19 protein-coding genes and 1 pseudogene are annotated in these 25,100 nt (G+C 64.2%); 17 read left to right on the top strand and 3 right to left on the bottom strand.

Features of this window, described 5'->3' with window-relative positions:
• Positions 1–38: 38 nt before the first annotated feature.
• From OGL88_RS05360 to OGL88_RS05340, 6 genes and pseudogenes are all read left to right on the top strand, one after another.
• Positions 39–995 carry an ArsR/SmtB family transcription factor gene (locus tag OGL88_RS05360; protein WP_263090302.1) on the top strand — a complete coding sequence of 319 codons (957 nt, stop codon included), beginning with the start codon at positions 39–41 and terminating at the stop codon, positions 993–995.
• Positions 996–1,218: 223 nt separating this feature from the next.
• Entirely contained in the window at positions 1,219–1,494 is a 276-nt protein-coding gene (locus OGL88_RS18150) for a helix-turn-helix domain-containing protein (RefSeq protein ID WP_374114424.1), read from the top strand.
• Positions 1,455–1,898: pseudogene (locus OGL88_RS05355) on the top strand (IS30 family transposase); the annotation flags it as partial. The gene OGL88_RS18150 and the pseudogene OGL88_RS05355, both read left to right, overlap by 40 nt.
• Before the next feature lie 51 nt (positions 1,899–1,949).
• Positions 1,950–2,975, top strand: a complete 1,026-nt coding sequence (locus tag OGL88_RS05350; protein ID WP_263090300.1) for a S66 family peptidase — start codon at positions 1,950–1,952, stop codon at positions 2,973–2,975.
• 175 nt (positions 2,976–3,150) lie between these two features.
• Positions 3,151–3,543 carry a hypothetical protein gene (locus OGL88_RS05345; protein ID WP_263090297.1) on the top strand — a complete coding sequence of 131 codons (393 nt, stop codon included), beginning with the start codon at positions 3,151–3,153 and terminating at the stop codon, positions 3,541–3,543.
• Positions 3,544–3,576: 33 nt separating this feature from the next.
• Complete coding sequence (locus tag OGL88_RS05340; protein ID WP_263090296.1) at positions 3,577–3,966, top strand: helix-turn-helix domain-containing protein; 390 nt, start codon at positions 3,577–3,579, stop codon at positions 3,964–3,966.
• Between the two features lie 171 nt (positions 3,967–4,137).
• Here OGL88_RS05340 and OGL88_RS05335 read toward each other — a convergent pair whose 3' ends face one another.
• Positions 4,138–4,548 carry a MarR family winged helix-turn-helix transcriptional regulator gene (locus OGL88_RS05335; RefSeq protein ID WP_263090295.1) on the bottom strand — a complete coding sequence of 137 codons (411 nt, stop codon included), beginning with the start codon at positions 4,546–4,548 and terminating at the stop codon, positions 4,138–4,140.
• Between the two features lie 122 nt (positions 4,549–4,670).
• On the opposite strand from OGL88_RS05335, the gene OGL88_RS05330 reads away from it, so the two are divergent.
• Positions 4,671–5,606, top strand: coding sequence for an alpha/beta hydrolase (locus tag OGL88_RS05330; RefSeq protein ID WP_263090293.1), 936 nt, complete (start codon positions 4,671–4,673; stop codon positions 5,604–5,606).
• A gap of 542 nt (positions 5,607–6,148) precedes the next feature.
• Here the strand turns inward: OGL88_RS05330 and OGL88_RS05325 are convergent.
• Positions 6,149–6,724, bottom strand: coding sequence for a TetR/AcrR family transcriptional regulator (locus tag OGL88_RS05325; RefSeq protein WP_263090290.1), 576 nt, complete (start codon positions 6,722–6,724; stop codon positions 6,149–6,151).
• Between the two features lie 125 nt (positions 6,725–6,849).
• On the opposite strand from OGL88_RS05325, the gene OGL88_RS05320 reads away from it, so the two are divergent.
• From OGL88_RS05320 to OGL88_RS05290, 7 genes are all read left to right on the top strand, one after another.
• Positions 6,850–7,872 carry an alcohol dehydrogenase catalytic domain-containing protein gene (locus OGL88_RS05320; protein WP_263090288.1) on the top strand — a complete coding sequence of 341 codons (1,023 nt, stop codon included), beginning with the start codon at positions 6,850–6,852 and terminating at the stop codon, positions 7,870–7,872.
• A gap of 262 nt (positions 7,873–8,134) precedes the next feature.
• Positions 8,135–9,271: a low temperature requirement protein A gene (locus tag OGL88_RS05315; protein WP_374114423.1), complete on the top strand. Its 1,137-nt coding sequence runs from the start codon at positions 8,135–8,137 to the stop codon at positions 9,269–9,271.
• Between the two features lie 347 nt (positions 9,272–9,618).
• Positions 9,619–9,834, top strand: coding sequence for a KTSC domain-containing protein (locus OGL88_RS05310; protein WP_263090285.1), 216 nt, complete (start codon positions 9,619–9,621; stop codon positions 9,832–9,834).
• A gap of 388 nt (positions 9,835–10,222) precedes the next feature.
• On the top strand, positions 10,223–13,381 hold the full coding sequence (locus OGL88_RS05305) for an RHS repeat domain-containing protein (RefSeq protein ID WP_263090283.1): 3,159 nt from the start codon (positions 10,223–10,225) through the stop codon (positions 13,379–13,381).
• Positions 13,382–13,385: 4 nt separating this feature from the next.
• Positions 13,386–13,589: a hypothetical protein gene (locus tag OGL88_RS05300; protein ID WP_263090281.1), complete on the top strand. Its 204-nt coding sequence runs from the start codon at positions 13,386–13,388 to the stop codon at positions 13,587–13,589.
• A gap of 153 nt (positions 13,590–13,742) precedes the next feature.
• Positions 13,743–14,801 (top strand): hypothetical protein, encoded by a 1,059-nt coding sequence (locus tag OGL88_RS05295; RefSeq protein WP_263090280.1) that lies wholly within the window; start codon positions 13,743–13,745, stop codon positions 14,799–14,801.
• 58 nt (positions 14,802–14,859) lie between these two features.
• Positions 14,860–15,204, top strand: coding sequence for a histone-like nucleoid-structuring protein Lsr2 (locus OGL88_RS05290; RefSeq protein WP_263090278.1), 345 nt, complete (start codon positions 14,860–14,862; stop codon positions 15,202–15,204).
• 89 nt (positions 15,205–15,293) lie between these two features.
• Here the strand turns inward: OGL88_RS05290 and OGL88_RS05285 are convergent, their stop codons facing one another.
• The gene (locus tag OGL88_RS05285) at positions 15,294–18,356 is read right to left on the bottom strand and encodes an SIR2 family protein (RefSeq protein ID WP_263090276.1); all 3,063 of its coding nucleotides are present in this window, start codon (positions 18,354–18,356) and stop codon (positions 15,294–15,296) included.
• Between the two features lie 219 nt (positions 18,357–18,575).
• On the opposite strand from OGL88_RS05285, the gene OGL88_RS05280 reads away from it, so the two are divergent.
• From OGL88_RS05280 to OGL88_RS05270, 3 genes are all read left to right on the top strand, one after another.
• The gene (locus OGL88_RS05280; RefSeq protein WP_263090274.1) at positions 18,576–19,145 is read left to right on the top strand and encodes a recombinase family protein; all 570 of its coding nucleotides are present in this window, start codon (positions 18,576–18,578) and stop codon (positions 19,143–19,145) included.
• A gap of 28 nt (positions 19,146–19,173) precedes the next feature.
• Entirely contained in the window at positions 19,174–19,797 is a 624-nt protein-coding gene (locus tag OGL88_RS05275; RefSeq protein ID WP_263090272.1) for a hypothetical protein, read from the top strand.
• A 576-nt stretch (positions 19,798–20,373) separates the two neighbouring features.
• Positions 20,374–24,720, top strand: a complete 4,347-nt coding sequence (locus OGL88_RS05270; RefSeq protein WP_263090271.1) for a beta strand repeat-containing protein — start codon at positions 20,374–20,376, stop codon at positions 24,718–24,720.
• The last annotated feature ends 380 nt before the right edge of the window (positions 24,721–25,100 follow it).

The following is a 25,100-nucleotide window of genomic DNA, read 5'->3' as shown; positions in this document are numbered from 1 at the left end:
GCTGACGCTCCGGACAAACCGATGTAGGTTCAGGCTTCATGATCCGCTACCGACTCGAGCCGTCGGACGTGTCCGCCGTACGGTTCGGCATCTCGCCGCTGTCCGAGCTCGGCCTGGCCTTGCGCGCGTTCCGTGCCCCGGAGCGTTATCCGCTGCAGCGGCCGTGGATCGACCGGATTGCCGGGGTGCTGCCGCTGCTCGACCGCGAAGTCCTGACCGAGCTCGTCGATGAGCGCCTGTGGGTCGCGGACTTCGTGAACCCGCGGCCGGAATCACCGCTGACCTCGTTCGACGACGAGCTCCGCGCGCTCGGTCAGATCCGACCCGAGCGGCTCCAGGGCGACCTCGAACGGGTCCACGGCACCGTCCCTCCGGTCTTCGCCGGTCGACACGACAGCATAATCGAGCGACTGCAGCAGGCCCTCGCGACGACGTGGGAGCTCTGCTTCGCGCCATACTGGCTGCGGATGCGCCGCGTACTCCAGGCCGACGTCGCACACCGCGGCCGGATCGCCACCCACCAGGGTGTTGGTGCGGTCCTCACAGGATTGTCCGACGGCGTGCGGTTCGACGGGCGGTACGTAGACGTACGACTCTCCAAACCCGATGTTCACGAACGTCCGGTGCGCGGGGAGGGGCTCACGCTTGTGCCGTCGATGTTTGTCGCCCGGGCGTCAGCGCCGGTCGACGACGACCTGCCGCCCACGGTGATGTACCCGGCCCGTGGACAGGGCGCGATGTGGTCGACCGCGTCCCACCCCGACGCCGGCGCGGTACGGGGCCTGCTCGGTCGGACACGGGCGGCGCTGCTCGAGGCGCTCGGCGAGCCAGCATCGTCGACGGACCTGGCGATGCGCTTCGGGGTGTCGACGTCGGCCGTGAACCAGCACCTGCGCATGATGGAGCGAGGCGGATTACTCAACCGCACCCGATACGGCCGGGCAGTCCTGTACTACCGGAGCACCGTCGGCGACGCGCTGACCCGGACGGAGTGAACCGGGCCAGAAGCGGCCGACGACGGTGTAGCCCGATGCGGTGAGTCCTCCGCTTCAGGATCAAGAATGCCTGGGTCCGGCCCGGATTCAACGCGAATCCCCGACGACACTTCGGCACACCCCGCCCACCGGACGGCGGTCTAGGAGTAACACGCCAGTCTCGATAGCCGATCCTTGGGTTCAGATGGTCGTTGCAACACCACCGTGATTTGGAGTGTTGCAGATGGGATCGAGGCTGGAACACCGTGCTCGAGAGGCGCGGTTCTGGGAGCTATTGAGACAAGGCCTCGGACGCACGGCGGCCTGTGAAGCTGTCGGCGTGGACCGACGTCAGGGATACCGATGGGTCAAAGCAGCCGGCGGACGGAACCCGTTCGCCCACACGCCCCGCTCCGACAGGTACCTGAGTCAGGAAGAGCGGCTCCAGATCGCGAACCTGCGCCTCGGCGGTGCGGGTGTGCGTGCGGCACCCTCGTCGAGCGCGCCACCCGGTACGTGATGCTGCTGCACCTGCCTGATGGGCACAGCGCCGACGCCGTCCGCGACGCGATGATCCCCACCATCCAGACGCTGCCCGGGCATCTGCGTCGGTCGTTGACGTGGGATCAGGGCACGGAGCTTGCCCGGCACGAAGACATCACCCTCGCCACGGACCTCGCGATCTACTTCTGCGACCCCCACAAGCCCTGGCAGCGCGGCTCGAACGAGAACACCAACGGCCTGCTCCGGCGATACTCCCCGAAATCCACCGACCTCAGCATCCGCGGCCCGGAACGGCTCCTCGAAGTCGCTGCTGAACTCAACGGGCGACCCCGCAAAACCCTCGGCTACCAGACCCCAGCAAAAGCCTTCGAACAGCTACTCTCGGACCCGAAAAAACCACCCGTTGCAACGACCCCTTGAAACCGCCGATCGGCTATCGGGACATGCGTCGGGTGCCATTACGGTCGAGTCATGGCGAGCATCACCTACCCAACGCCGCTCCGAGCAGGCGGGCGGATTGAGGTACCTGCACCGTCGATGGGGGTCCCTACGAGTCTCCTCGAGCGATTGCACGCTGCGGTCGAAGCGCTCACGACACTCGGCTTCGAGGTTCACGTGCGCCCGCACGCGGCCACGGCTGGACTGACCCCGGCGTCTGCCGCTGCCCGCGCCGAGGATCTGCACGCTGCGTTCGAGGCGGCAGACGCGGTTCTTCCACCGTGGGGCGGGGAACTCGCGATCGAGTTGGTCGAGCGGGTCGACTGGGACGCCCTCGCCGAGGCCCGGTCGTGGTTCGTGGGCTGGTCGGACATCTCGACGTTGCTGTTGCCGCTGACTACACGGACCGGGCTCGCGACCCTGCACGGCGCCAATCTCATGGATGAGCCGTACGAACTGCCCACCGAGTTCGAGCGGTGGACAAACGTCGCGGCGCTCCCGTTGGGGAGCACCTTCGAGCAGCACAGCGCACTTCGTCGGCGCAGTCGGCCGTGGGGACCGTGGGCGGATGAGCCGTTGGATCGTGATCAGGCGTACCAAGCGCCCACGAGGTGGCGGTCCCTCGACGGAACGGATGACGTGACAATGCGCGGCCGCCTGATCGGTGGATGCCTCGAAACGGTGTCGCTGCTCGCCGGAACGCCCTACGGCGACGTGCCCGGGTTCGCGCGGAAGTATGCCCCGGAGGGCACGATCGTTTACCTCGAAGCGGCCGAGTCCAACGCCATCACAGTCCTTCGGATGCTCACCTCGCTGCGTCTCACGGGCTGGTTCGACGACGCGAACGGTGTTCTCATCGGCCGCACCGACGGCGCGGCCGTGCCCGAACTGACCCAGGACGAAGCAGCGCGTCGGGCGCTGGGCGACCTCGACGTGCCAGTGCTCCTCGATTTCGATACCGGGCACCAACCGCCGCAGATGCCACTCGTGAACGGCGCCCTGGCCGAAGTCCGCCTCAAGGGGGCGGACGGCTCAATCACGCAGCGCCTCGTCCCGTAGCGCGACCGGTCAGGGATCGGCTACCGGGCCATGCATGCGGCTGGTGGTTGAGGGCGGTGACGCGTATCCGGTTAGGCCGCTCGAGCGATGCCCGGTTCGTCTATAGGCCTGGTTGCGGGCTACGTTCCCGTTGCGCCGGGGAGGTTCCCGGTGTTGGTCGGTGGGGGAGTGGGAGATGTTGACGGCGGTCGCGTGGGAGGTGCAGTGCGCCCGGTATGAGTGCCGGTTGCCGGGTGTGGTCGCGGTGTCGTTTCGCCCGCATGCGGTGGGGCCGTCGGGGTGGGCGTTGACGGTGTGTGCGCATCATGCTGTTCCGGTTCCCGAGAGCGCGGCTGGGCAGGGATGGGGTGTTGGTGGGAACGCGTTGCGGTTGCGGGGTCGGTCGGAGACGGAGTGGGACATCATCGAGAGCCTGACGGACCGGATCGTCGGCCGGGTGCTTCTCGAGAACGGAGCGTTTTTCCTCACCGATGTTGACGGTGAAACCGAGGTCGGCGCGTTCTACCGCCTCGAGCAAACCGTGCCGGCTGCGGCGGACGTCCTCGGGGGACGCTTCCTCGATTCGTGACCGTGGTTCGGAGGTTGGGTCTACGGTCGGTGCATGTCGGCGTCGACGGGCGAGCTTGCAGCGGTGGGGATCGATGTTGGCGCGCAGAAGCCGGCGGTGGCTCGAGCGCTGGTCTGTATCGAAGCGCGGTATCGGGGCCGGGTGACGGCGCCGGAGATCGCGGCGGCGAGCGGCTACAGCAAGCGGGGCCTGCAGGAAGCGTTCCAGCGGGATCTGGGGATGCCGCCCTCCCTCGTGGTCCGGGTGCTGCGGTTGCATCGGGCACGAGCGATGATCCTCGCGAACCCGTATCAGCCGGTCGGAACGGCTGCGGCGGCGAGTGGGATTGCGCACTTCGGCCGGTTTTCCGGCTACTACCGGGCCCAGTACGGTGAGACACCGTCCGAGACCGCACACGCCGCCCGCGCCCATACGCCGGCCTGACAGCTCGGCAGGAATCGGTTTCCGGGCGCCCTGCCACGCACCTTTCGCGCTGACGTCGGGCGGCACGTGCGTCCCGCGGCAACGTCAGCGATGTGGGGCAATAGGGATTCGCAGTTCGGCTAGCTGAATCTCCGGCGCATGGCCTGGTGGCCCGCAGTTCGGGAGGAGCGACTAGCTGAGGAGCTTCGCGAGGAGTCGTTGGAGTTCTGCTTGCTCGTCCGTGTCGAGGCGGACGAGCCATTCGTCGAACTTCGCGGACAAGACTTCGAGGGCCCTGTGGAGCGTCAGCGTGCCCTGTGGGGTGACAGCCAGCCGGTGCCGCCTGAGGTCGGTGGGATCGATCTCCCGGCGGACGAAGCCCTTGGCCTCGAGGTTCTTCAAGTACACGGTCACGCTGGGCTTGGGCAGGACGAGCCGAACGGCAAGCTCCGCGGGATACGGGCAGTCGTCGATCTCGCCGAGGACGAAGAACTCCTTCGCCTCCAACCCGAGTGCCTCGATCTCCGGAGCGCAGTCGTTCATCACCCGAGTCAGCACCTGGTGGTTCAACGACCAGATCCGGGCCGCGCTGGAGTCGTGCATAAGCCTCCAATCAGCAGTGGTACATTTCTGTACTAGTTCCAAACGGAACGTTCGTAGTCTTGGATAACCTCGTCCAGCGAACAGCCTATGGGGCGTCCGGCCCCTTGGAAGGATCGAGCGCCATGTCGACCACGCACGACACCACTTTCTCCAACGACACCTTCGACCTCGCCAGCCAGTTGCACCTACCGGGCAGCTTCAGCGAGGACCGCGCCTACCCGGCGGTCGTCATCGCGACCCCCGGCAGCAGCGTGAAGGAGCAGATCGGCGCGAACTACGGCCGACGCCTCGCCGACCGCGGCTACGTCGCCCTCGCCTTCGACCCGGGCTTCCAAGGCCAGAGTGGGGGCCAACCGCGCGACCTCGAGAACCCTGCTGCTCGAGTCGACGACATCCGCTTCGCCATCGACCACCTCACGACGCTGCCGTACGTCGACAACTCCCGCATCGGCGCCCTCGGCATCTGCGCCGGAGGCGGCTACGCAGTCAGTGCGACCATGACCGACCACCGCATCAAGGCGCTCGGCACAGTCGTGCCCGTCAACGTCGGTCGAGCGTTCCGCCAGGCCGGCACCTCCTCGAAGGGCGCGATGATCGCGATGATCAATGCCGTGGGTGCCAAGCGCACCGCCGCAGCCGCTGGCGAGGACATCGACCGCAACGTCTGGATCCCCGACACCGAGGAACAAGCGGCGGCGTTCGGCATCACCGACGTCGACACGCTCCAGGCGGTGCGGTTCTACCGGACCCCGCGCGGGTACAACGAGCACTCCACCAACCGCCGTTACTTCACCAGCGATGCCATGATGCTCGGGTACGACGCCTTCAACCTCGTCGAGGAACTCCTCACCCAGCCCCTCCAGATCATCGTCGGCGGCCGCCTCGGGACCACGTTCTCCTACTCCGACGGCCTGGCCCTGTGGGAGAAGGCACCGAACGCCGTCGGGTTCCACGTCGTCGACGGTGCCGGCCACTACGAGCTGTACGACGACCCGAAGTACGTCGACGAAGCAGCCGACACCCTCGACGCCTTCTTCCAAGAGCACCTCGCGGGCTGAACCGCTCGACAGCGTGTGCCGCCAACGGTTAGGGTCTGCCGCTCGTGCAGGTCAGCGAGCGGCAGCGCCCGCTGATGGATCGGTGGCTGGGCGTACTCCCCGGACGGGAGCGGATTCGTGGACGCTCTCGACCGCGAATCTTCAGCGGCGGACGAGGTTGGCCGACACTGTCCAGAGCCGTTCCGCGGCGGCCGGGTCGAGCGCCCAAGCTTTGACGCCATGCGGGTGGTCGGCGAGATCGACATCGTTGGGGACGGTGTACGCCTCATGTGCGTCGTCGAGGTAGCGGCCGCCGACGTGTGCGAACTCCGGCCGTACGGCTGCGACGATGGTGGTGGCGGCACCTTGTTCAACCGTCTTGTAGGCGAAGACGCCCGAAGCTTCGGCTGCCTCGAGCGACGCCTTCTGCTCGGGTGTGAAGTTGCGTTGCAGTCCGGTGGCAACTCCACCGGGGTTGACCGCGTTCGCGACGATTCCGTCCGATGCCCACCGTCTGGTCGCTTCGGTCGGTCTCAGGTTTCGATGCGGGCATCGAAACGAGATCAGACGGCAGATGAGACGATTGCTCGCTCCACGACTCCGATAGCTGCCCGGTGTCCATCGAAAAGAGTTTGGGGGTCGGCCGCGTTGGCCAACGACCGGAGGGCCGGGGAGGCGTTGGCCCAGGCCGTGGCGGTGCTGATCGTAAATGCGAGCAGGTTCACGGGGTCAATGGTTGAGGTGATGACGCCATCGCGTTGCGCGTCGGCGATCGCGGCAACTTTCGGCCGGTACGCATCAATCTCGGCGGGTGTGGGTTGCGGCCGTTCCAACTGCGCCCACGTCGTCAGTCGAAGCACTTCCGGGTGGGCCCGCAGGTAGTCGAACAGGCGCGCGCTGTATTCCGGAAGGTCCGCCGCGGTGAATGGCACGACGCGCGCCATGTCCTCGAGCGCTTTGGCGACCACCAAATCGAACAACTCCGCCTTGTTGCCGAAGTAGACGTAGATCGATCGCTTGTTCGCTGACGCGGTGTCGGCGATCCGATCGACGCGCGCGCCTGCGAGACCGTACTGCGCGAACTCACGCAGCGCCGCATCAAGGATGCGCGTCTTAGTTGCAGTCGAATCCGGTGGCACGCCACCATCCTACGCAGACCGGTAACCAACCGGTTGTTGACGTCAGGCGACGACGGACCTACGTTGTAACCAACCAGTTGGATACATCCATGATCGGGCTACCGATCGCGAATTGGAGGCATGCCGTGAAGGCAATCGTGATGACGGGCGAGAACAAGCCCTGGGAAGTCCAGGAGGTGCCGACGCCCACCGCGGAGCCCGGCCAGGTCCTGGTGAAGGTGCACGCTTCGGGCATGTGCTACACCGATGTGTGGGCGACCCAGGGCGCGGGCGGTGACATCTACCCCCAGACGCCAGGCCATGAGGTGGTCGGCGAGATCATCGAGGTCGGCGCTGGTGTGGTCGGCCGTCAAGTTGGCGACCGGGTGGGAACCACTTGGGTGCAGCAGGCGTGCGGCCGCTGTGACTACTGCCGGCAGAACTTCCCCCTGACCGGGCAGACCGCGATGAACTGCCCGAACGCACGCACGACGGGCTTCGCCGCCCAGGGTGGTCACGCGGAATACATCGCGATCGCCGCCGGTGGGACGGTCCTGTTGCCGGCCGGGATCGACTACGTCGACGCAGCCCCGATGATGTGTGCCGGCTACACCACCTGGAGTGGCCTGCGCGATGCCAACCTCCAGCCGGGCGAGCGAGTCGCGGTCATCGGCATCGGTGGGCTCGGGCACCTCGCGATCCAGCTGGCGAAGGCCTCCGGCTTTGAGACGATCGCGATCACGCACTCGCCCGACAAGCACGACCTCGCGAAGCAGCTCGGCGCCGATCATGTGGTCTCCAACGGTCAGGAGCTGGCCGAGTTGGGGGGAGCGGATGTTCTCCTGGTCACCACCAACGCATTCGACGCGGCCGAAGACGCGATGACTGGCCTCCGGCCCAACGGCCGGGTCGTCCTCAGTGGGCTGGACTTCACCCAGCCGTTCGAGATCGCATCGGGCGGCGTGCCATTCCACATGATGCGTCAGCAAGTCATCGGCTCCACGCACGGCGGACAGCACTACCTCAGCGAAGTGCTAGAGCTTGCAGGCACGGGCAAGGTCAAGCCCATCACGGAGACCTTCACCCTCGACCAGGCAACAGACGCCTATGACCGGCTCGAATCAGGCAAGATGCGCTTCCGCGGCGTTTTCACCCCCCACCAGGCCTGATCCGACCAACATCCACGCGGCCGTCGCGGGTCACCAACAGGTGCGCCAGCGGCGGCCGTGCCGCTGTCCCGAGCGGGCACGTCACGACGCGCATATCGTCTCGGACGAGTTCCCTCATCCGGCTCTCCCGCAGGCACCCTGATCGCCGCCGAAGCGTCGACTCCACGAAAGACAAGCTCATGAGCGCACCTACTTTGCCGCAGCTCTCGCCCGAGGCTGGTCTCTGATGACCGCAGATCTGGGTTGGTATCGGCTGCTGCCGATGCGCCCACGCGACCCCGGTGAGCGTGGGCGGGCAGCCAGCACCCTCGAGCTGTTCTTCGACCTCGTCTTCGTGATCGCGGTCAGCATCGCCTCTGTACAACTGCACCACGCCCTCACCGATGCTCACATCGGACAGGGCATCCTGAACTACTTGGTCGTGTTCTTCGGGATCTGGTGGGCGTGGATGAACTTCACCTGGTTCGCGACGTCGTTCGACACCGACGACTGGTACTACCGCCTGCTCACCATCGTGCAGATGGGCGGCGTGCTGGTGTTCGCCTCCGGTATCCCGACGGTGTTCGAACACCACGACTTCACTGTGCTCATCATCGGCTACGTCGTCATGCGACTCGCCATGGTCGCGCAGTGGCTTCGCGCCGCTCGAGCAGGAGGAGCCGCCGGCCGAGCAGCCCGAACCTACGCCGCCGGAATCACCATCGTGCAAGCACTGTGGTTGGTCACGCTCCTGCTGCCGTCACCGGCGTTCGGGCTCGCGCAGGCGGTGCTCATCGGCGCGGAGCTCGCTGTGCCGATCATTGCCGAGAAGCTCGGCAGCACCCCCTGGCACCCGCACCACATCACCGAACGCTACGGGCTGTTCACCCTCATCCTCCTCGGCGAAAGCCTCCTGGGATCCGCCAACGCCATCATCGAAGCGCTCCATGAGACCGAAACGCTCGTGCCGCTCATCGCCGTTGCTGCGCTCGCGCTGATCGCTACCGCCGCCCTGTGGTGGATCTACTTCTGGCCACCGCATCACCACGCCATCGGCACCTTCGCCAGCTCACTGCTGTATGGCTACGGCCACTTCTTCATCTTCGCCGCGGCCGGCGCCTTCTCAGCCGGCATCGAGGTCGAGATTGACGTCCTCACCGACCACGGCGCCCTCCACCCACCCCTAGCTTCACTCGCGTACACGATCCCCATCGCAGTCTTCATCCTCGGCATCTGGGCACTCGCCATCAGACCCAACGGCGACATCTGGGTCAACACGGCTCTCCCCGCAGCCGGGGTCTTGGTGCTCATCGACCCACTCCTGCCCATACCGTTCGGCGTGACCGCAATCATCCTGTCCGCGGCAGTCGCGACACTCGTCTGGAAGCAACCGATTTCAGCCCGGCAACCCCACCAATAAGCAACTCGAAGCTGATCTTCACGCATGGACCACTGCTTGCGGCCGCGAGTGTCAGGGCGAGACATCATGCCCAAAAGCGAGCAGATCATCGTGAACATCCACAATTGAGACACCTGGATCTGTGACCGTTCATGCTGTCCTGCCCGATTCTGATCACGATCTTCTGCATCGTCCGGTCACGGAGCACGCCGACGCCTCGACATCGTGGGTGATGGTATTGAGATGGGCCTCAGCCAATAGGCTCACGGTGTGACGGTGAAGAACAGCTGCAGGGACGAGTGGTGGCCTGTAGAGCTACGGACTGTGGCCCGTTGCGCGGGCGTAGTGGCGGTTGGTCGATGAGGCGCGTGCCTGTGCTGAGTGGCGACGTCGTGTCGGTGGGATACGACGAGGATCAGAGCGCGCTCGAGGTTGAGTTCGTCGGCGGCACCGTACGCCTCTATCTCGATGTGCCGCAATCTGTGTTCGAGGGTCTTGTCGTGACGCAGGATGCCGGAGCGAACGTTGCTCTGTACTTCGAAACCCGCGTCATCCAGGGCGGGTACCGGTACCTCGAAATTTAGGCGGGGCTGCTCTCTCCGGGCTTCACCCTCGATGCTCTGCAGACTTGGTCTGTCGGCGTAGGGACGGAGCGTGGGTATCCGCCCGGCGCAGTGCTGCGCATCTGAGGTCTGCGGGTTTCCGCATATCCCCGTTTGGGAGGTGCGCCCAACTCATGGATACCGTTAGGTTTCGAACAACCCTCATCTGAGCTGACATCGCTGTCGACGGGTGGTGCGGGCGTTCCATGCGTGGCTTCGGGGTGTCTTGGCCACGTTCCATCACCGCGTTAGCGTGCTGCTTCCATTAGGGGAACCCGTGCTTCTTGCTCCACGCCGTAAGGCAGTCCATTCATCATTCGGTTGGAAAGTTGCGCTCGTCGGCGCGGTCAGCGTCGCCCTCGTCGGCGGCGTGACCCAGGTCGCGCACGCCGCGATCCCGACGGGTCCGACGACGACTGGCCTGACCGGGTCGCGGCCGTCGGCGACGACGTTGCCGTTCGCGGTATCGGACCAGGTCGGGGTCAGCGTCGACGTGGCCACGGGGAACCTCGAGGTTACGACCGCTGGGTTGTCGCTGCCGGGTGCGAGCGGGACGAACGCGATCACCCAGACGTACAACTCGTTGGGCTGGCAGACGGCGAACGCGAACACGCATCAGGCGGTGCGCTGGACGACCGGGATCGCCGGTGCCGGTTCCTTCTCGGCCGGCGCGTCCGGATCGGTTATCTACACGGACGCCGATGGTGCGACGTGGAACTTCGCGTCCGCGACGTCGACGACGTTCACCGCTCCGGCTGGGTTCCTTCGCAAGCTTGTCGCCTCTGGGACGACGAACCCGACGTACACGATGACGGATCCGGCGACGGGGCAGGTCATCACCTCGAACACCAACGGGTTCCCGGTGTCGGTTGCTGACCGCAACGGCAACACGACGATGGAGACGAACACGGCGAGCGTGCCGGTGAAGATCGTCAGCACCGCAGGCACCGACGCAGCAAAGACCGCCAACGGCGCGTACGACGCGACCACGCGCGCGTACACGGTGACGCAGGGGAGTGGTTCCACTGCCCGCTCGGTGAAGTGGGTGAAGGACACCAACGGCAACCTCACCTCCTACGTCGATGGCGCCGGGAAGGCGACGACGTTCGCGTACTCCGGCAACGACCTGACGCAGATCACGAGCCCGACGGGTGCCACAACGACGATCAGCTACTCCGGGACCACGCACAAGGTGTCCCAGGTACTGCAGTCCAACACCACCGCTGGCGCTGCCGGCGCGTCAACGACCCGGTTCGACTACGCGTCGGCGACGTCGACCCTGGTCGCGTCCCCGAACACCAGCACGGCTTCCGCGGTGTCCTCGGTGCCGCACACCACGTATGCGATCAACTCGGCGCAGAAGCTCGTGAACACCGTTACCGACCCGGTCGGTCGGGTGCGGTCGAAGACGTACAACGGCGCAAACCTGCAGCCGTCGACCTCGACGATCGGGTCCGGTTCGGGCGCGTCGACGACGACCGCGACGTATGGCGCAAACAGCAGCCAGTCCCTCACAAAGATCGCCTCAAGCGGCGGCGCATCCCAGTCGTTGAGCTACAACGCATCTCCCGCTGCCACTGCCTACCTGCCCGCGTCAACCACCGACAGCGCCGGGAACGCCACCGCACGCACGTATGACGGCGTCGGGAATCAGCTGACCAGCGGCACCGGGAGCGGATCCACCGCCGCGACGTCAACGCTGACGTACACGGCCGGGCAGGTCGCGACCGCGACTGCGCCGGGGAACGGTACGAACAAGACCAGCTACACGTACGAGAACAAGCAGCTCAAGACCGTCACCCCCGTGACGGGCACCAGCCTCGGCGCACGTTCGTACACGTACGACGCCCTCGGCCGGATCGCATCAGCCTCCGACGGTGCCGGCCGGACGACGAACTACACCTACGACGGCAACGACCGGGTCCTCACCACCAGCTTCTCCGACGGCACCCCGACCGTGACGAACACGTACGACAACGCCGGGCACCTGCTCACCCAGGCCTCCGCCGGCGGGACGATCACGAACACCTACGACCAGCTCGGCAACCTCCTCATCACCACCAACACCGCGAACACTCCCGGCCTGAGCGGCATCACCTACGGCTACGACAAGGCCGGGAACCAGACGTCCTACACGGACCAAGACGGCACGCTCACCTCGACTTACGACAACTCCGGCACGCTGACCTCCACCACCACGCCGGCACCGAACAACACCACCGAGACCATCCGGTTCGTCGCCGACCCTGACACCGGCCGTCGGACCGACACCTACGTCGACTCGAACGCGGACAACAGCACCTGGGCTAGCCGCACGCACACCGACTACGACAGCAGCGGCCGCATCCAGGAAGTCCAGGGCTGGGTCGGCCCGTCCTCGAGCAGCAACCAGCGAATCTACGACCTGTACTACTGCTACAACGCCGGCAGCACCTCACCCAACTGCGGCACCACGAGCGCAAATGACCGCGCGGAACTCCAGTGGGTCACCGACAACGTCTCCGGGCAGAGCACCGCGTACACGTACGACAGCCGAGGCCGCGTCACGAAGACCGTGACCACCGGCAACGGTTCCGCAACGCCTGGGACGTGGGAGTTCGGGTACGACATCCGTGGGAACCGCACCTCAGCGAAGTTCACCACCTCCGGCGGCACCGTCCGCACCAACCAGACGTTGACCTTCAACGCTGCGAACCAGATCACCAACACCGGATACACCTACGACGGCGCCGGCAACCTCACCGCAGCGCCCGAGTACACGTTCACCTACAACGCTGCCGAGCAGATGACCCAGGCCATCCACAACGGCTCTGAGGTCACCAACTACACCTACGCCGGCGCCGACCAGAAGTCGCTGCTGTCGCTGTCCACCCCAAACGGCGACACCCGCACATACCAGTACGGCCGCGCCGACCAGAACGGCACCCCCACCCTCACCAGTTCAACGCGCAACGGCAACCGGGCGAACATCGTCAACGACGCCAAGACCGGGCAGCCCATCGCCCTGTCGACCCCGTCCGACGCGCTCGGCCAGTACGCCTACGACGGCTCCGGGAACCCCTTCGCGCTCCTCACCGGCAGCCCAGCAGCGTTCGTGAAGACCGTCGACCCGTACGGCACCGACACCGTCTCCTACGACGGTGGCGGCGATGGTCTGCCGTCCAACCCGTTCAGCTTCAAGGCGGGGATCGACGACATCCACACCGGGCTCGTGAAGTTCGGCCAGCGCTGGTACAACCCGTACATCGGGGCCTGGACCCAGCAGGACACCCTCGACAGCCCGCTCGACCCGAGCAACGGCAACCGGTACGCCTTCGCTGCCAGTGACCCCATCAACAACTCCGACCCGACCGGCTTCGACTGCGGTGGCGCCATCTTCGGTGCTGTCACCGGCGTCGTCGCCACCGCAGCTTCGGTGGCCGTGATCGGCACCGGGGTGGGTGGCCCTATTGGAGCCGTCGGATTCGCAGCCGGTGTGGCAGGTACGGTCTACAGCGTCGGAGACGCCATCAACACCTGCGGAAGTTGATCCCATGAATCGGAAACTCACGTACTGGCTCATCCTCGAAGCCGTGTTCGTCGCGGTCCTCGTGATCGCGATCTTCTTCCTGGAAGATCCGGTGACGCGGATCTTCCTCGGGATCGCCGGCGGCCTCGGCGCGATCGCCAGCATCATCATGGTCACCAGGATCTCGGCTCAGCGGCGCAAGCCGAGCCCAGAGCACGACGGGAAGTAGCAACCGCCAAGAGAGGGCCACCGCACGGTGGCCCTCTTTCGTGCCGGCAGCCACCATCAGCGGCCGCGGTCGTTTCGGATCTGCGCTCCTTCGAAGACTGAGCAGTACTGCAGGTGGACGGTCTGCTCGCCGTGGAGGAACATCATGGAACCTATGAACCGGATCGGAACCACAGCACTTCAGAGACGCCTCGACGGCGTGAGCGTCGCCGCAGCTCAACGGTCGTTCCCTGGCGCATTCGCAAAGTGGCGGGCCGGAGAGTTCCGGCCGTTCTGGATCGCCAATGCGGTCCGCCGTCTCCCTGGCGGCGGAGCAGAATTGGCTGCCGCGCTCGGCCAAAACGAGACCATCGTCAACGGATGGGGAGCTGGCGACCTCTACCCGGGGTGGGACGCCGTGTGCGCGGTAGCGGCCGCGGCGAACCTGTCGGTCGGGGAGCTCGAAGTGCCGGCTGCGGACTATGTCCCCCAGCTCACTGGAGACCACCTTTCCGACGCCGCCGCTGCAATCTGCGCAATGCAGTACCACCAGGCCGTCATCGACGCTGCGAAGCCGTTGCGAGGGCATCTGCTTGGGCTTCCGAGTACGGCGGCGGAGGTGGCACGGGTCGAAGCGGCACGGAAGGCCGCCGGTGTTGACGCGCTGATGGCGGCGTACAAACAGTCCGGTGGGCATCTGTCCGAGTCGGCACCAGAAGACCCTCTCGAGGCCGTCATCTGGACGAACCACGAACCCGAGATTCGAGCGTTCCAGCAAGCTCTGTTCACGGCCGCCGGGGACTCCACGGACATTCTCGCCACGCACGGTGGTAAGCAGGGTACCGAGCTTGCAGAGACGGCCCGGTCGCGGGCTGCGACGATGCCACGTCTCGGGCCGATACAGGCGGTCAACGAACCCAACACTGCCTTCCTGTTCACGGCGGACTTCACCACCGAACAAGCCTGGATTGGAGACGCTGGCGGTGACGGCAAGATCCTGACCGTCTCAGTGTCGGCGCGGCGTCCGGGCACTCATGACAGAGTCCCGGTCACATCGGCCGTCCGCCCCTGGGTGCGAGTTCTTGTCGGGCAGGCGTGGGCCGACAAGATCGTCGCTGTCGACATGAGCGCTCTTAGCGACGCGAACCCACTCACCGCTTACTTCCAAGTTTTCCTCGATGCCTCCGGCGCCGCTATCGACCCGCCTGAAGCGTTTCGTGACATCAAAGCCTGAGAATCGCATACCCCTCTGCCACACTGTCCTCTCGACCATCACGCGATAGGAGCACACAGTGGCACAGAAAGTTACGACCACGCTTGTCGACGATCTCACCGGCGACACCATCGAGGACGGCGAGGGCCGCACCGTCACGTTCGGTTTCGACGGCACCCACTACGAGATCGACCTCGGCGACGAGAACGCAGACGCGTTGCGCGAGGCGTTCTCGGACTACGTCGCCTCGGCCCGAAAGGTAAGCGGCCGCTCGAGTCGCAGCACCAGCGGCAGCACCCCGAAGCGTGGCAATTCGGAGGAGCTGGCGAAGATACGCGAATGGGCGAACGCAAACGGCCACGAGGTTTCTTCGCGCGGCCGCATCAGCCAGGCCGTCCGCGACGCATACGAGGCCGCCCACTAGCATCGACTCGCCCTACGAAACAGCCGGCCACACTCTGAGGTGACCGGCTGTTCGCATTCGCGGGTGTGGCGCTATCGAATAGAAGCCACCTAATCCGCACTCCCCAAGCTGTCCGCCGAGGGCTTGGAGTAGCCTGCTCGGACCCGGGCCTTCAGTCGCCGCTCGTCGATGTCACGCCGCACCGAATCCCGATGCCGCCGACGCTCAGGCTCGTCTTGATACCGGCTTCCGTGCTCAACAATCATCAAACAAAGTTCAAGAAGATCATCGGCATCCGCCTTGTCAACTTGATCCTCAGAGTAGGCATAGGCCAACAAGTTGAGGAAGAAATTCCGGATAATCCAGATATTTCCCCTGTCATGGAGCAACGTCATCACGCGTCCCGGCCAGCCAGGCTCCCCGAGCGAATATTGGAAAAAGCAGGCCACAATAATCGACTCTTCTGATGCTGGATTATCTCGATCAGACATGATCTGATCGAGAATCTTTGTGAGTTTTCGGGAAGCAAGCGTTCCGCCTACTGCACTCATCACAACAGCGGCAGGAATTGCGCGACTATATTCAGTGAATATTTCATCGTGGTCGCTGCCATCGTCGGCGACCAGCTCCAAATCGACAATCAGCTTCCCGATGAATTCAACGAAAGACGCATCGTCATGTATCGCATCCATGGTGTCCGCCCATCGCTCGAGTACCTCGTGTAGTACTTCTCGCTTCAGCGGCAGGTCTTCGATTTGGTCGGAATCCCGTAGCACCGTGGACAGCAGTTCGAGCGTTCGGAGCAGCTGAATCGAAGTCGGCACCTCATCCTCATGTACAGTCGGAAATGGAGGCAGATCAACGTCATCGGCTCTATCGAAAAATTCGTCCGACCAATCGGGTTGTTTCTCCACACTCAAAGGAACATCAGAGTCGCTTGTCGATGGCTGATCATGACTGCTAACACCCTCGGCTGCGTTGGCGGCCAGATCTTCGATTCGCGGGTCCGCGAGTGCCAGTGGTTCAAACACACTCGACCGCTCATGCTCCGCCTCGACACTCAGCAGGGCTCGCAGACGTCTCAACAAATCGTCATCATGACGGTACAACGCCGCGTAATCTGTCAGCGCCGCCGAATAGTAAAGTGGTCGATTGATCAGGGTTTCCCGGAATGCCCTATCATGTGTGGCTCTCTTAGCGGCAAAAATATGCAAAAAGCTACTTCGCGCAAACTCAATGTGATTACCCCGACGCCGCAAGACCCGCCGATCGACAAAGCTCTTCAAGACCTCGGCGGTTGACTCGTCCCACCCAAACTTGTCAAATGTATTCGCAAACGAGGTTTGGACCGCCAGTTCGGACATGCCCCCAACACCAGCCTCCACAAAAGTTTGCGCTAATCCACTGAGGAGAGCTTCGCGTGCGGTTTGATCGAGTCCGAAGCGGGCATCTTCGTGCGGATCCCCCCGCCCGAGGAGTAGTCCGATGTAGTCATCAAGAATAGAGGTCTGCGAGGCATTCGCTGCAAACTTTCCGCCCTGTACCAATACGGATATCAGTAGAGAGACGGTGAACGGGGTGCGAGCGAGGTTCTCGGCTTGCAGCATCACTGTTACCTGCTTGGCGACCTCCAAGTGGTTTCCTGGGGAAGCGAGGCGTGCGTACTCTCGGATGTCGGCCGATGAGAGTTTGCCGAGGTATCTGACCCGCGTGCGCACACCCATACGTTCCAGCCTGTCTACGACCTCCTCCTCCGTGCCTTGGACACACCCAATGATGGTCAGTAGGGCGTCCGAATCACGAACTTCCTCCAGCACGGCGTCTGAGAGCCGGTCCACAAACGGGCTGTAGTTGTCCAAGCCGAGTACGTAGGGCGGCAGCTGGTCCACTCGGTGTTGAATGATTTGACGACTGTGCGCTTCACTTCTTACGGCCTCCAGTAGGGGACCAACTCGTTTTTTGCAGGCGCCGAAAGATACGTATATAGGGCTTGCTCCCACAAGGTAGTTCGCCGCCTCAAGAGTCAACCACTTCAATGCGGTGGTGAGACCTGTGTTCTCTTCTGCGGCGAGGACGAGTACATCGCCCCCGGTTACCTCCTCCGCGGGATCAAGGCGCTCAATTCGTTCACTGTTTTTTTCGGCTTTAGCCTTGATGTACTCCGCGTGTGGTACGGGTAGCAGGACCGGCGGTCGGATCAACTCTGCTACTGGACGGTCCTCGACAGTATCGAGAGCATCGCCAATAATTGAGTCGCCCTTCATATCCTGGGCAAAGTCAACTTGCGCCTCTCCCACGACGTCCCTAGCTATTCCTGCCCCAGAAAGTTCTATCTCGCCCTTTTTCAGAGTAAATTGCTCAAGAAAGGAAGGCAACTCGCTGTAATTGGTGCCGTACGATATTGGAATGATCTGATCGTTGGCGTGAGCTACACGGAGTGTTTCTAGCTCATCTTCTCGGCATAAACGAAAATGATCAACAGCTGACGGAATGAATTGGCTTCGGTGCCATCCAATGAGTTGACTGAAATTCGGGTCGTCAAGGCCGGCTCCAAACCCGACGTACACGAGCGACTTCAGGCTAGAGGCTGCCTTTTGAAGAGCCTGAGCCGCGTCGCTTGCCAAAAGCGCATCGTAGTGCCTGTCGGAGAATATTACCGAATTTGGATTGGACCAGCGACCGTGAAGGTGGCCCACGTCGCGACTGTCTGCACCTGCCAGGAGGCGCTGCATCGCGACTGGATTGGTCCAATCCGTTCCTCGACGATCGTTATTCTCGAGAAGTTCATCGTAATTAGTGGTTAATAGAGGAAACGGTAGTGCGCGAAGCTGCTTTCCAAGGAGTGGATGCACAACCGTCAGCTCCCCGACGGTTTCCTGAAGCCATTTCGGGTAGACGTATTCGCCCTGACGTTTCAGTTCCTTAACGACGCTTGCTGCCGCTGAAAGCACTGAGTCCATATCGTTTTCGTCAAAGCCGTAAGTAAGTGTCCCGCGCACGGTGTCACTCCAGCCAGGCTTCGAGCCAAGACTCTCCGCCTTGGCGATGCCGTTCTCAATCAAGCCTCGCCAAGTCGCATGCTTCTCGCCGCCAGTCGCAGCTGCGCTGTATCCGGTCCCGACGATGAAGACCAAGTTCTTGCGCTCTAGCGCTCGTTGCAGTCGATGATCCATAATCCCCTCCAAGTTGAGCAAAGCTTATGGCACCGGGTTGGCTCGCTTTGAGAGTGCGTGACCCTTGTTCGTGGGTCATGCGCCAATCTGTGGTCCACCCCAACTGGACGTCAGGCATGACGTCGGAAGAGCGTCCGAATAGGGTCCGATTTCGGATTGTCTGACACTTGCTCCCGGAGGTCTTAGACTCTAACTGGACAACAAGGGGTCGGAGGCGACGTGTCGGGTCAGCGGGTCGGGTATGTGCGGGTGAGCACGTTAGATCAGAGCACGGTGCGCCAGCTCGACGGTGTTGCGCTGGATCGGGTGTTCGAGGACAAGGCATCCGGGAAGGACGTCGACCGTCCGCAGCTCGAGGCGATGATCGGCTTCGTTCGCGACGGGGACACGGTGTTGGTGCACTCGATGGATCGGCTCGCGCGGAACCTCGAAGACCTCCGCCGGCTCGTGCGCCGGCTGACGGACAAGAAGGTCCGGGTCGAGTTCGTCAAGGAGCAGCTGACCTTCACGGGGGAGGACAGCGCGATGGCGAACCTGCTGCTCAACATGATGGGTGCGTTCGCTGAGTTCGAACGCGAGCTGATCCGAGAACGCCAACGCGAGGGGATCGCGTTGGCGAAGCAGCGCGGCGTGTACCGCGGTAGGGCGCGATCGCTTGGCGCAGTGCAGATCGCGGAGCTGACTGCCCGCGCCGCCGCTGGTGTGCCGAAGACGGTGCTAGCGAAGGAGTACGGCGTCAGCCGTGAGACGGTCTACGCCTACATCCGCGCAGCGGGTGCTCCCGAGTGATGCGCAGCCGGTCTCCTACGCTGAGGCGATGGTGACGAAAACCGTCGGACGTGCGGAGCGTGTTGGTGCGATCGGGATCGCGGCAGCGGCCGTGCTGGCACTAGCTGCTTGCTCCAGCCAGAGCCTCGATACGGCAGTGCCGTCCGTGCCACCTTCGTCGCGCCCGAGCGCCCCGGCGCCTCGCCCCTCGAGCACCCCGACGTCGCCCGAGATCTGGACAGGCGTTACCGACGGCACATGGGACTGGGGTGACGCGAGCTTCGACCAGCCGGTCGGAGCTCCATCCCAGCAGTACACCGTCGCGGTCACCGGCCCTCCAACGCTGACCGCGTACAACGGACGCACCGTCCAGATGACGAGCCCGCTGTTCGTCGCGCACGTGCAAGATGGCGGTTTCGGCGGCCCCATCCCGGACGCTGTCAGTGTCTTCTTCTCACCGGGCCCCGGAGACACGACCCACACGATGGACGAGTCGTACGGCACGCAGACGACCATCGTGTGTGAGGACGACGAACCACGAGTCGGCGAGGCAGCGGACTGCATCGTGTCGTTCGTCGCCGACGTTTCCGGCGTGCAGGACTCCTACTGGGACGTACAGGGTAAGCGGGCTGCTGCGTGGCCAAGTCAGAAGGTCACCCAGGGCGCGAGCTGACCGCAGCACCCCCCCACGGATGTGCCAAGAAGCGTGAACAGATCCGTGCAACCGAGCGTGACAAGTCACACAAAATCTCGGCTCCTTCGTGCGGTCCCGCCGTCTCGGAAACCGATCGGCTACCGGACGAGTCGACAGTGCTTGGTCCGCGGTATCCGTTTAGCTCCCCGGAGTGTCGATCGGGGGATCGATATGGCTGTTGGTGGGGGAGTTGCGTGTGTCGGCGGACGCGGCGATTGGCCTACTGGAGATGTCGCGTGGGTTTCGACCCCCTTATGTGGGGGTGCGGTGGTGAGAGATGCTCCGTAGTTTCGTGTGGAGTTGCACAGTGCAGCCATGAGGGCTGTGTGTTGGTGCGACGTCTTGAGGGGTTCTTTTCGCGTGTTCGCTGCGTCGTTGTCTGGTCGTGTTCGTGGAGTGATGCTGGCGGTGGTGACGTTGGTCGCCTTGCTGGGTTCGTTGCTGGTGGTGGTGTCGCAGCCGGCACCGGCGCAAGCGGCTGTGACGGGGTCGGGCGGTCAGTACGTGCCAATGCCGTCCAACGCACGTGTGCTGGGTGGCGCGACCGAAAAGGGCGTGTTCCGCACCGTCAAGGTCGCCGGCGTCGCCGGACTCCCGTCGTCGGGGATCGGTGCGGTGACGATGATGGTCACGATCGCTGACCCGTCGGGGTCGGGGCAGTTGCAGGCGCGCGCGGACGATTCGGACGCGGCGACGCTGCTGATGATCTACAACTCCGGGGTCGGTGGGAACACGTCGAACACGGGTCTGCTTGCAGTCGCGGATGACGGCACGATCGAGGTGATGACCCAGACGGCGCAGTCGAAGGTGATCATCGACATCACCGGCTACTACACGTCGACGAAGAACGGCGTCTCGGCCGGTGGGTTCGTCGCGATGTCCCCCTCCCGTGTGCTCGATTCCCGTGGCGGGATCGGTGCCGCGCAGGGGCAGATCCCAGCAGGTTCGCAGCGCACCATCCAGGCGACCGGCTCGAACGGCATTCCGGCGGGTGCGGCGGCGGTCGCGGTGAACATCATCGTGATCAACCGTGAGGCCAAGGCTGGCTACGTCCGTCCCACCCCGACTGGTGAGACCCGCAGCACGGGTGTGCTGAACTACAACTCGACCGAGGGTCAGACCACGGCGATGAACGCGCAGGTCGCGTTGAACGCTGACGGGAAGTTCAGCATCGACACGGCCGAGGGCGGCGGGAAGATCGACCTCGTCGTCGACATCCAGGGCTACTTCCTGCAGTCCAACCCGGGTGGCGGCTTCACCCCGCTGCAGGGCCGGCTGATCGACACCCGTAACAGCTCCAGCATCGCCTCGGGTGCGTCGTTCACGCTGCAGGTCGGCGGTGTCCAGGGCGCACCGACCGTCGAGGGTGGCCTGTCTGCGGTGGCGGTGACGTTCACCGCCGTCAACGACAGCGGCGCTGACTCGTACGCGAAGATGTGGGCCGATGGTGCGGCGGAGCCGGAAGCATCCGCGATCAGCTCTGACGCAACGTCGAAGGTCACCAACACGGTCGTCGCGCCGGTGGGTGCGAACGGCAAGATCCGCATCAAGAACATGGGCACGGCGGCGATGAACTACCTCGTCGACCTGCAGGGTGCGTACAACTCGCTCCCTGGTGGCCCGGGCAACACGAACCGTACCGGTCAGCGGAAGTCGGCGACGACGTTGCCGTTCCCGATCACGGACCAGACCAACGCGTCCGTCGATGTCGGAACCGGCAACCTGCTGGTCACCACGTCGGCGATGAGCTTGCCGGGGGTGACGCAGAACACGACGATCGGTGCCGCGTACAACTCGCGGAGCACCACCGTTGGTGACGCGAACACGATGGACGCGAACCGCTGGCAGTACGCCCTCGCCGGCGCAGGAGACCTCACCGCGAACGCAGCCGGTGTCATCTACACCGACGCTGCCGGTACGGCGTGGCAGTTCCGTCCGTCCGGGGCGCAGGGCGCGTTCATCAGCCCGGCCGGTCTGCAGCAGACCCTCACCCGAATCGACAGTGGGACCACGCACGAGTACACGCTGAAGGGGTGGACGTCGAACTCGACCACGCACTTCAACCTCGCCGGTCAGCCGACGTCGATCGTGGACCGGAACAAGAACCAGATCAGCTTCAACTCCGACGAGCCCGGCTTCACCCTGGAGTCACTCGTCTCGACCGCGGGTGTCTCCGGGGCGCGGACGGCGAACTCGTCGTACGCGAACGGGGTGCAGACGTTCTCCCAGACCTCCGGCTCGAGCAAGCGGAGTGTGTCGTGGACGAAGAACAGCACCGGTGACATCACCACGTACACGGACGCGCTCGGCAAGAAGACCACGTTCGGGTACACCAGCGGTGACCTCACATCGATCACCGCACCCGAGGGCGGCGTGACGGCGTTCACGTACGACTCGTCCGACCGGATCACGAAGGTCGAGCAGCGCAACACCACGACCGGCTCCCCGGGCACTGCGGTGACTCGGTTCTCCTACGCTTCTGACACGTCGACGCTGGTCGCGGACCCGCGGTCGAACCAGTCGCAGGCGGTCGCGGACGCGGCACACACGACCTACACCCTCGATGGCAACGACCTCGTCACGAAGGCCGTAGACGCGGCCAAGCGGGAGCAGTCCCGGACGTACAACTCGGCGAACAACGGGGTCGCGACGTCGCAGGTTGGCGCGGCCGGTGATGCCGGCGCGAGCAAGACCACGAACACGTACGGGGCGAATAATGGGCAGTCGCTGACGCAGTCCGAGTCCGGTTCGGGCACCAAGGGGACGGCAACGTATGGCTCCGCTGCGCCGACGGCGTACCTGCCAGCGTCCACCACGGACAGCTCGAAGAACAAGACGGGCTTCAGCTATGACGGGCCCGGCAACCAGTCCGGCACCGACACCGGCACCGGTCCGGAAGCAGCAACCGCGACCCTGACCTACAACGACAAGGACAAGGGCGACAAGTACGCCTGGGGTGCGGTGAAGACCGCGGTCGCCCCGGGGAACACCGCCGGAACGGTGTACGCGTACGACACGAACAACCAGCTCGGGTCGATCACGGCGCCGGCGAACACGGTGGGTGTGCAGAAGTACTCGTACGACGACTTCGGCCGCGTGCGGAACCACACCGACGGCGGTGGTGGTGTCACGACGTACACGTACGACAACGACGACCGTCTCCTGACGACCGCGTTCGATGACGGCACCGCGACCGTGACGAACACGTACGACGGCAACGGCAACCAGCTCACCGAGCAGTCCGCGACCGGCACCATCACCAACAGCTACGACCAGCGGAACCGACTCACCTCGACGGTGAACACCGCTGGCGGCGGGCAGGTGTCCTACGGCTACGACCTCGCCGGCAACACAGCCAAGGTCACCGACGCCCACGGCACCGTCACGCACGACTACGACGTCGCCAACGTCCTGACTCGCACCACGTACCCGACCGCCAACGGCGGCACGGCGAAGCAGGTCTACAAGAACGACGACCACGGCCGCCGCACCGATACCTGGCTCGGTGCTGTTGAGAACACGGACCCGACCAAGGACCCGACGTCGTGGCAGGCGCACCAGACGATCACCTACGGTGCGTCCGACCACGTCACCGGCGTCAGGGCTGTGAACGCTGACGATCCGACGAAGCCCGTGGTGAGCTTGACGTATTGCTACATCACCGGGATCGCTGCCGGTGGTGACTGCTCGGCGGTGAAGAGCGCCAACGCGACCGACAAGATCCAGTGGGTCAAGGACAACATCAGCACCCAGACGACGACGTACACGTACGACTCCAACAGCCGCCTCACCAAGGCCGCACAAGCCGGCGGCGCGACGAACGTCACGTGGGCGTACACGTACGACGTGGCAGGGAACCGGCTCACCGCCAAGCGGAGCGGGGATGTTACGAGCTCGCAGACGCTGACGTACAACACGGTCGGGCAGATCACGTCTGACGGGTACGCGTACGACAAGGTCGGCAACCTCACCACGGCGCCGGGTCAGACGTTTACCTACAACGGTGCGCAGCAGATGACTGCGTCCACGAAGGACGGTGTGAAGACGAGCTACGAGTACGCCGGTGGTGACATGAACAAGCTGCTCTGGCAGTCCACGGACGGGGGAGCGGAATACGGTTACACGTATGGCACGTCCGACTCCAGCGGTGTCCCCGTGGTGACCAGCCGCAATATCGCTGGCACCGGGACCGCGTCGGTGATCAGCGACCCGTCGACGGGTCAGCCGTTGGACCTGCAGACCACGGACGGGACCACGAGCATGTGGGTCATCGACGGCACCGGCAGCCCGGCCGCCGCGATCGCGGACACCGGCAAGACCGCGTACACCGTCTCTTACGACCCCTACGGCGTCGAGGGCATCACGGCTGATAGCGCGTCGAGTGCGCAGTGGCAGCAGAACCCGTATGGGTTCAAGGGAGGCCTGCGCTCGAGCAGCACCGACAACGGGCTGACGAAGTTCGGATACCGGTGGCAGTCCAGCACCACGGGAGCGTGGATCGAACGTGACACTCTCGATGCGGCTCTCAGCCCGAGTAACGGGAATCGGTATGCCTTTGCAGCCAGCGATGCGATCAACAGCGCGGATCCGACCGGCCGTGCCCAGGTCGGCGTAGGGGTACAAGGCTGTTACGTTGTCTGCCTCGGGGTGAGCGTGTCGGTAGATGAAAGCGGATCGATTGGACTCGGCGGTTCGTTAGGGCTCGGAAGTCCTGGGGTGTCAGGATCAGTCACGGCTGCTTCGGGCGATGTCGGAACGGGTGTTGGCCTTGAGGCAACGTGTGCGGCAGGGCCGGCATCGGTTAGTGCTAACACCAGCGGCGGGGTCGCCGCGAGCGTCGGAACGTCTTATTCCACCCCGGGCTGCAGTGGTGCAGTAACCGGATCTGTTGCCCTGAGCTAGGAGAAAATAATGCAAATGATTACTCTCGCCGCGCTACTCGCTACTGGTGGTGCCAATTCCCAGAACGGCGTCTCCGCGCCCATCTGGATCATTGTGCTTGCAGTTGTTGTGATTGTTGGGGTGGGCATTACGGTATTTGCTCGCCGGCGGAAGTAGGCATTGATATCGCTGGATTGATTTTCAATCCTGGCGAAAGCGCCGGAAAGCTGGTCTACCTGGTCGCTCTCATCGTCCCAGGAGTGATTTTCATCATTGCCGGGGTGCGAGCCTTGGGTTGAGGTGAGGGTTCTTAGCCCGACGCCGGACGCACGAGAAGGACCGTCATGCTTACCCAACTGGGTTAGGCGCGGCGGTCTTTCCGTGTTCCGGTAGACAGTCTC

The sequence above is a fragment of the Curtobacterium sp. RIT-PI-V genome, from assembly GCF_025642935.1.
In the GTDB taxonomy this organism is placed as follows: Bacteria; Actinomycetota; Actinomycetes; order Actinomycetales; family Microbacteriaceae; genus Curtobacterium.
Note: the sequence above shows the minus strand (reverse complement) of the source record. Positions and strands in the feature narration are given on the sequence as shown.

What these genes read in the sequence shown, in the direction of transcription:
- OGL88_RS05275 (WP_263090272.1), top strand. Translation starts at nt 19,174, where the DNA reads ATGGTGACGAAAACCGTCGGACGTGCGGAGCGTGTTGGTGCGATCGGG.
- OGL88_RS05340 (WP_263090296.1), top strand. Translation starts at nt 3,577, where the DNA reads ATGTCGGCGTCGACGGGCGAGCTTGCAGCGGTGGGGATCGATGTTGGC.
- OGL88_RS05330 (WP_263090293.1), top strand. Translation starts at nt 4,671, where the DNA reads ATGTCGACCACGCACGACACCACTTTCTCCAACGACACCTTCGACCTC.
- OGL88_RS05350 (WP_263090300.1), top strand. Translation starts at nt 1,950, where the DNA reads ATGGCGAGCATCACCTACCCAACGCCGCTCCGAGCAGGCGGGCGGATT.
- OGL88_RS05335 (WP_263090295.1), bottom strand. Translation starts at nt 4,548, where the DNA reads ATGCACGACTCCAGCGCGGCCCGGATCTGGTCGTTGAACCACCAGGTG.
- OGL88_RS05315 (WP_374114423.1), top strand. Translation starts at nt 8,135, where the DNA reads ATGCGCCCACGCGACCCCGGTGAGCGTGGGCGGGCAGCCAGCACCCTC.
- OGL88_RS05285 (WP_263090276.1), bottom strand. Translation starts at nt 18,356, where the DNA reads ATGGATCATCGACTGCAACGAGCGCTAGAGCGCAAGAACTTGGTCTTC.
- OGL88_RS18150 (WP_374114424.1), top strand. Translation starts at nt 1,219, where the DNA reads ATGGGATCGAGGCTGGAACACCGTGCTCGAGAGGCGCGGTTCTGGGAG.
- OGL88_RS05345 (WP_263090297.1), top strand. Translation starts at nt 3,151, where the DNA reads ATGTTGACGGCGGTCGCGTGGGAGGTGCAGTGCGCCCGGTATGAGTGC.
- OGL88_RS05295 (WP_263090280.1), top strand. Translation starts at nt 13,743, where the DNA reads ATGAACCGGATCGGAACCACAGCACTTCAGAGACGCCTCGACGGCGTG.
- OGL88_RS05300 (WP_263090281.1), top strand. Translation starts at nt 13,386, where the DNA reads ATGAATCGGAAACTCACGTACTGGCTCATCCTCGAAGCCGTGTTCGTC.
- OGL88_RS05360 (WP_263090302.1), top strand. Translation starts at nt 39, where the DNA reads ATGATCCGCTACCGACTCGAGCCGTCGGACGTGTCCGCCGTACGGTTC.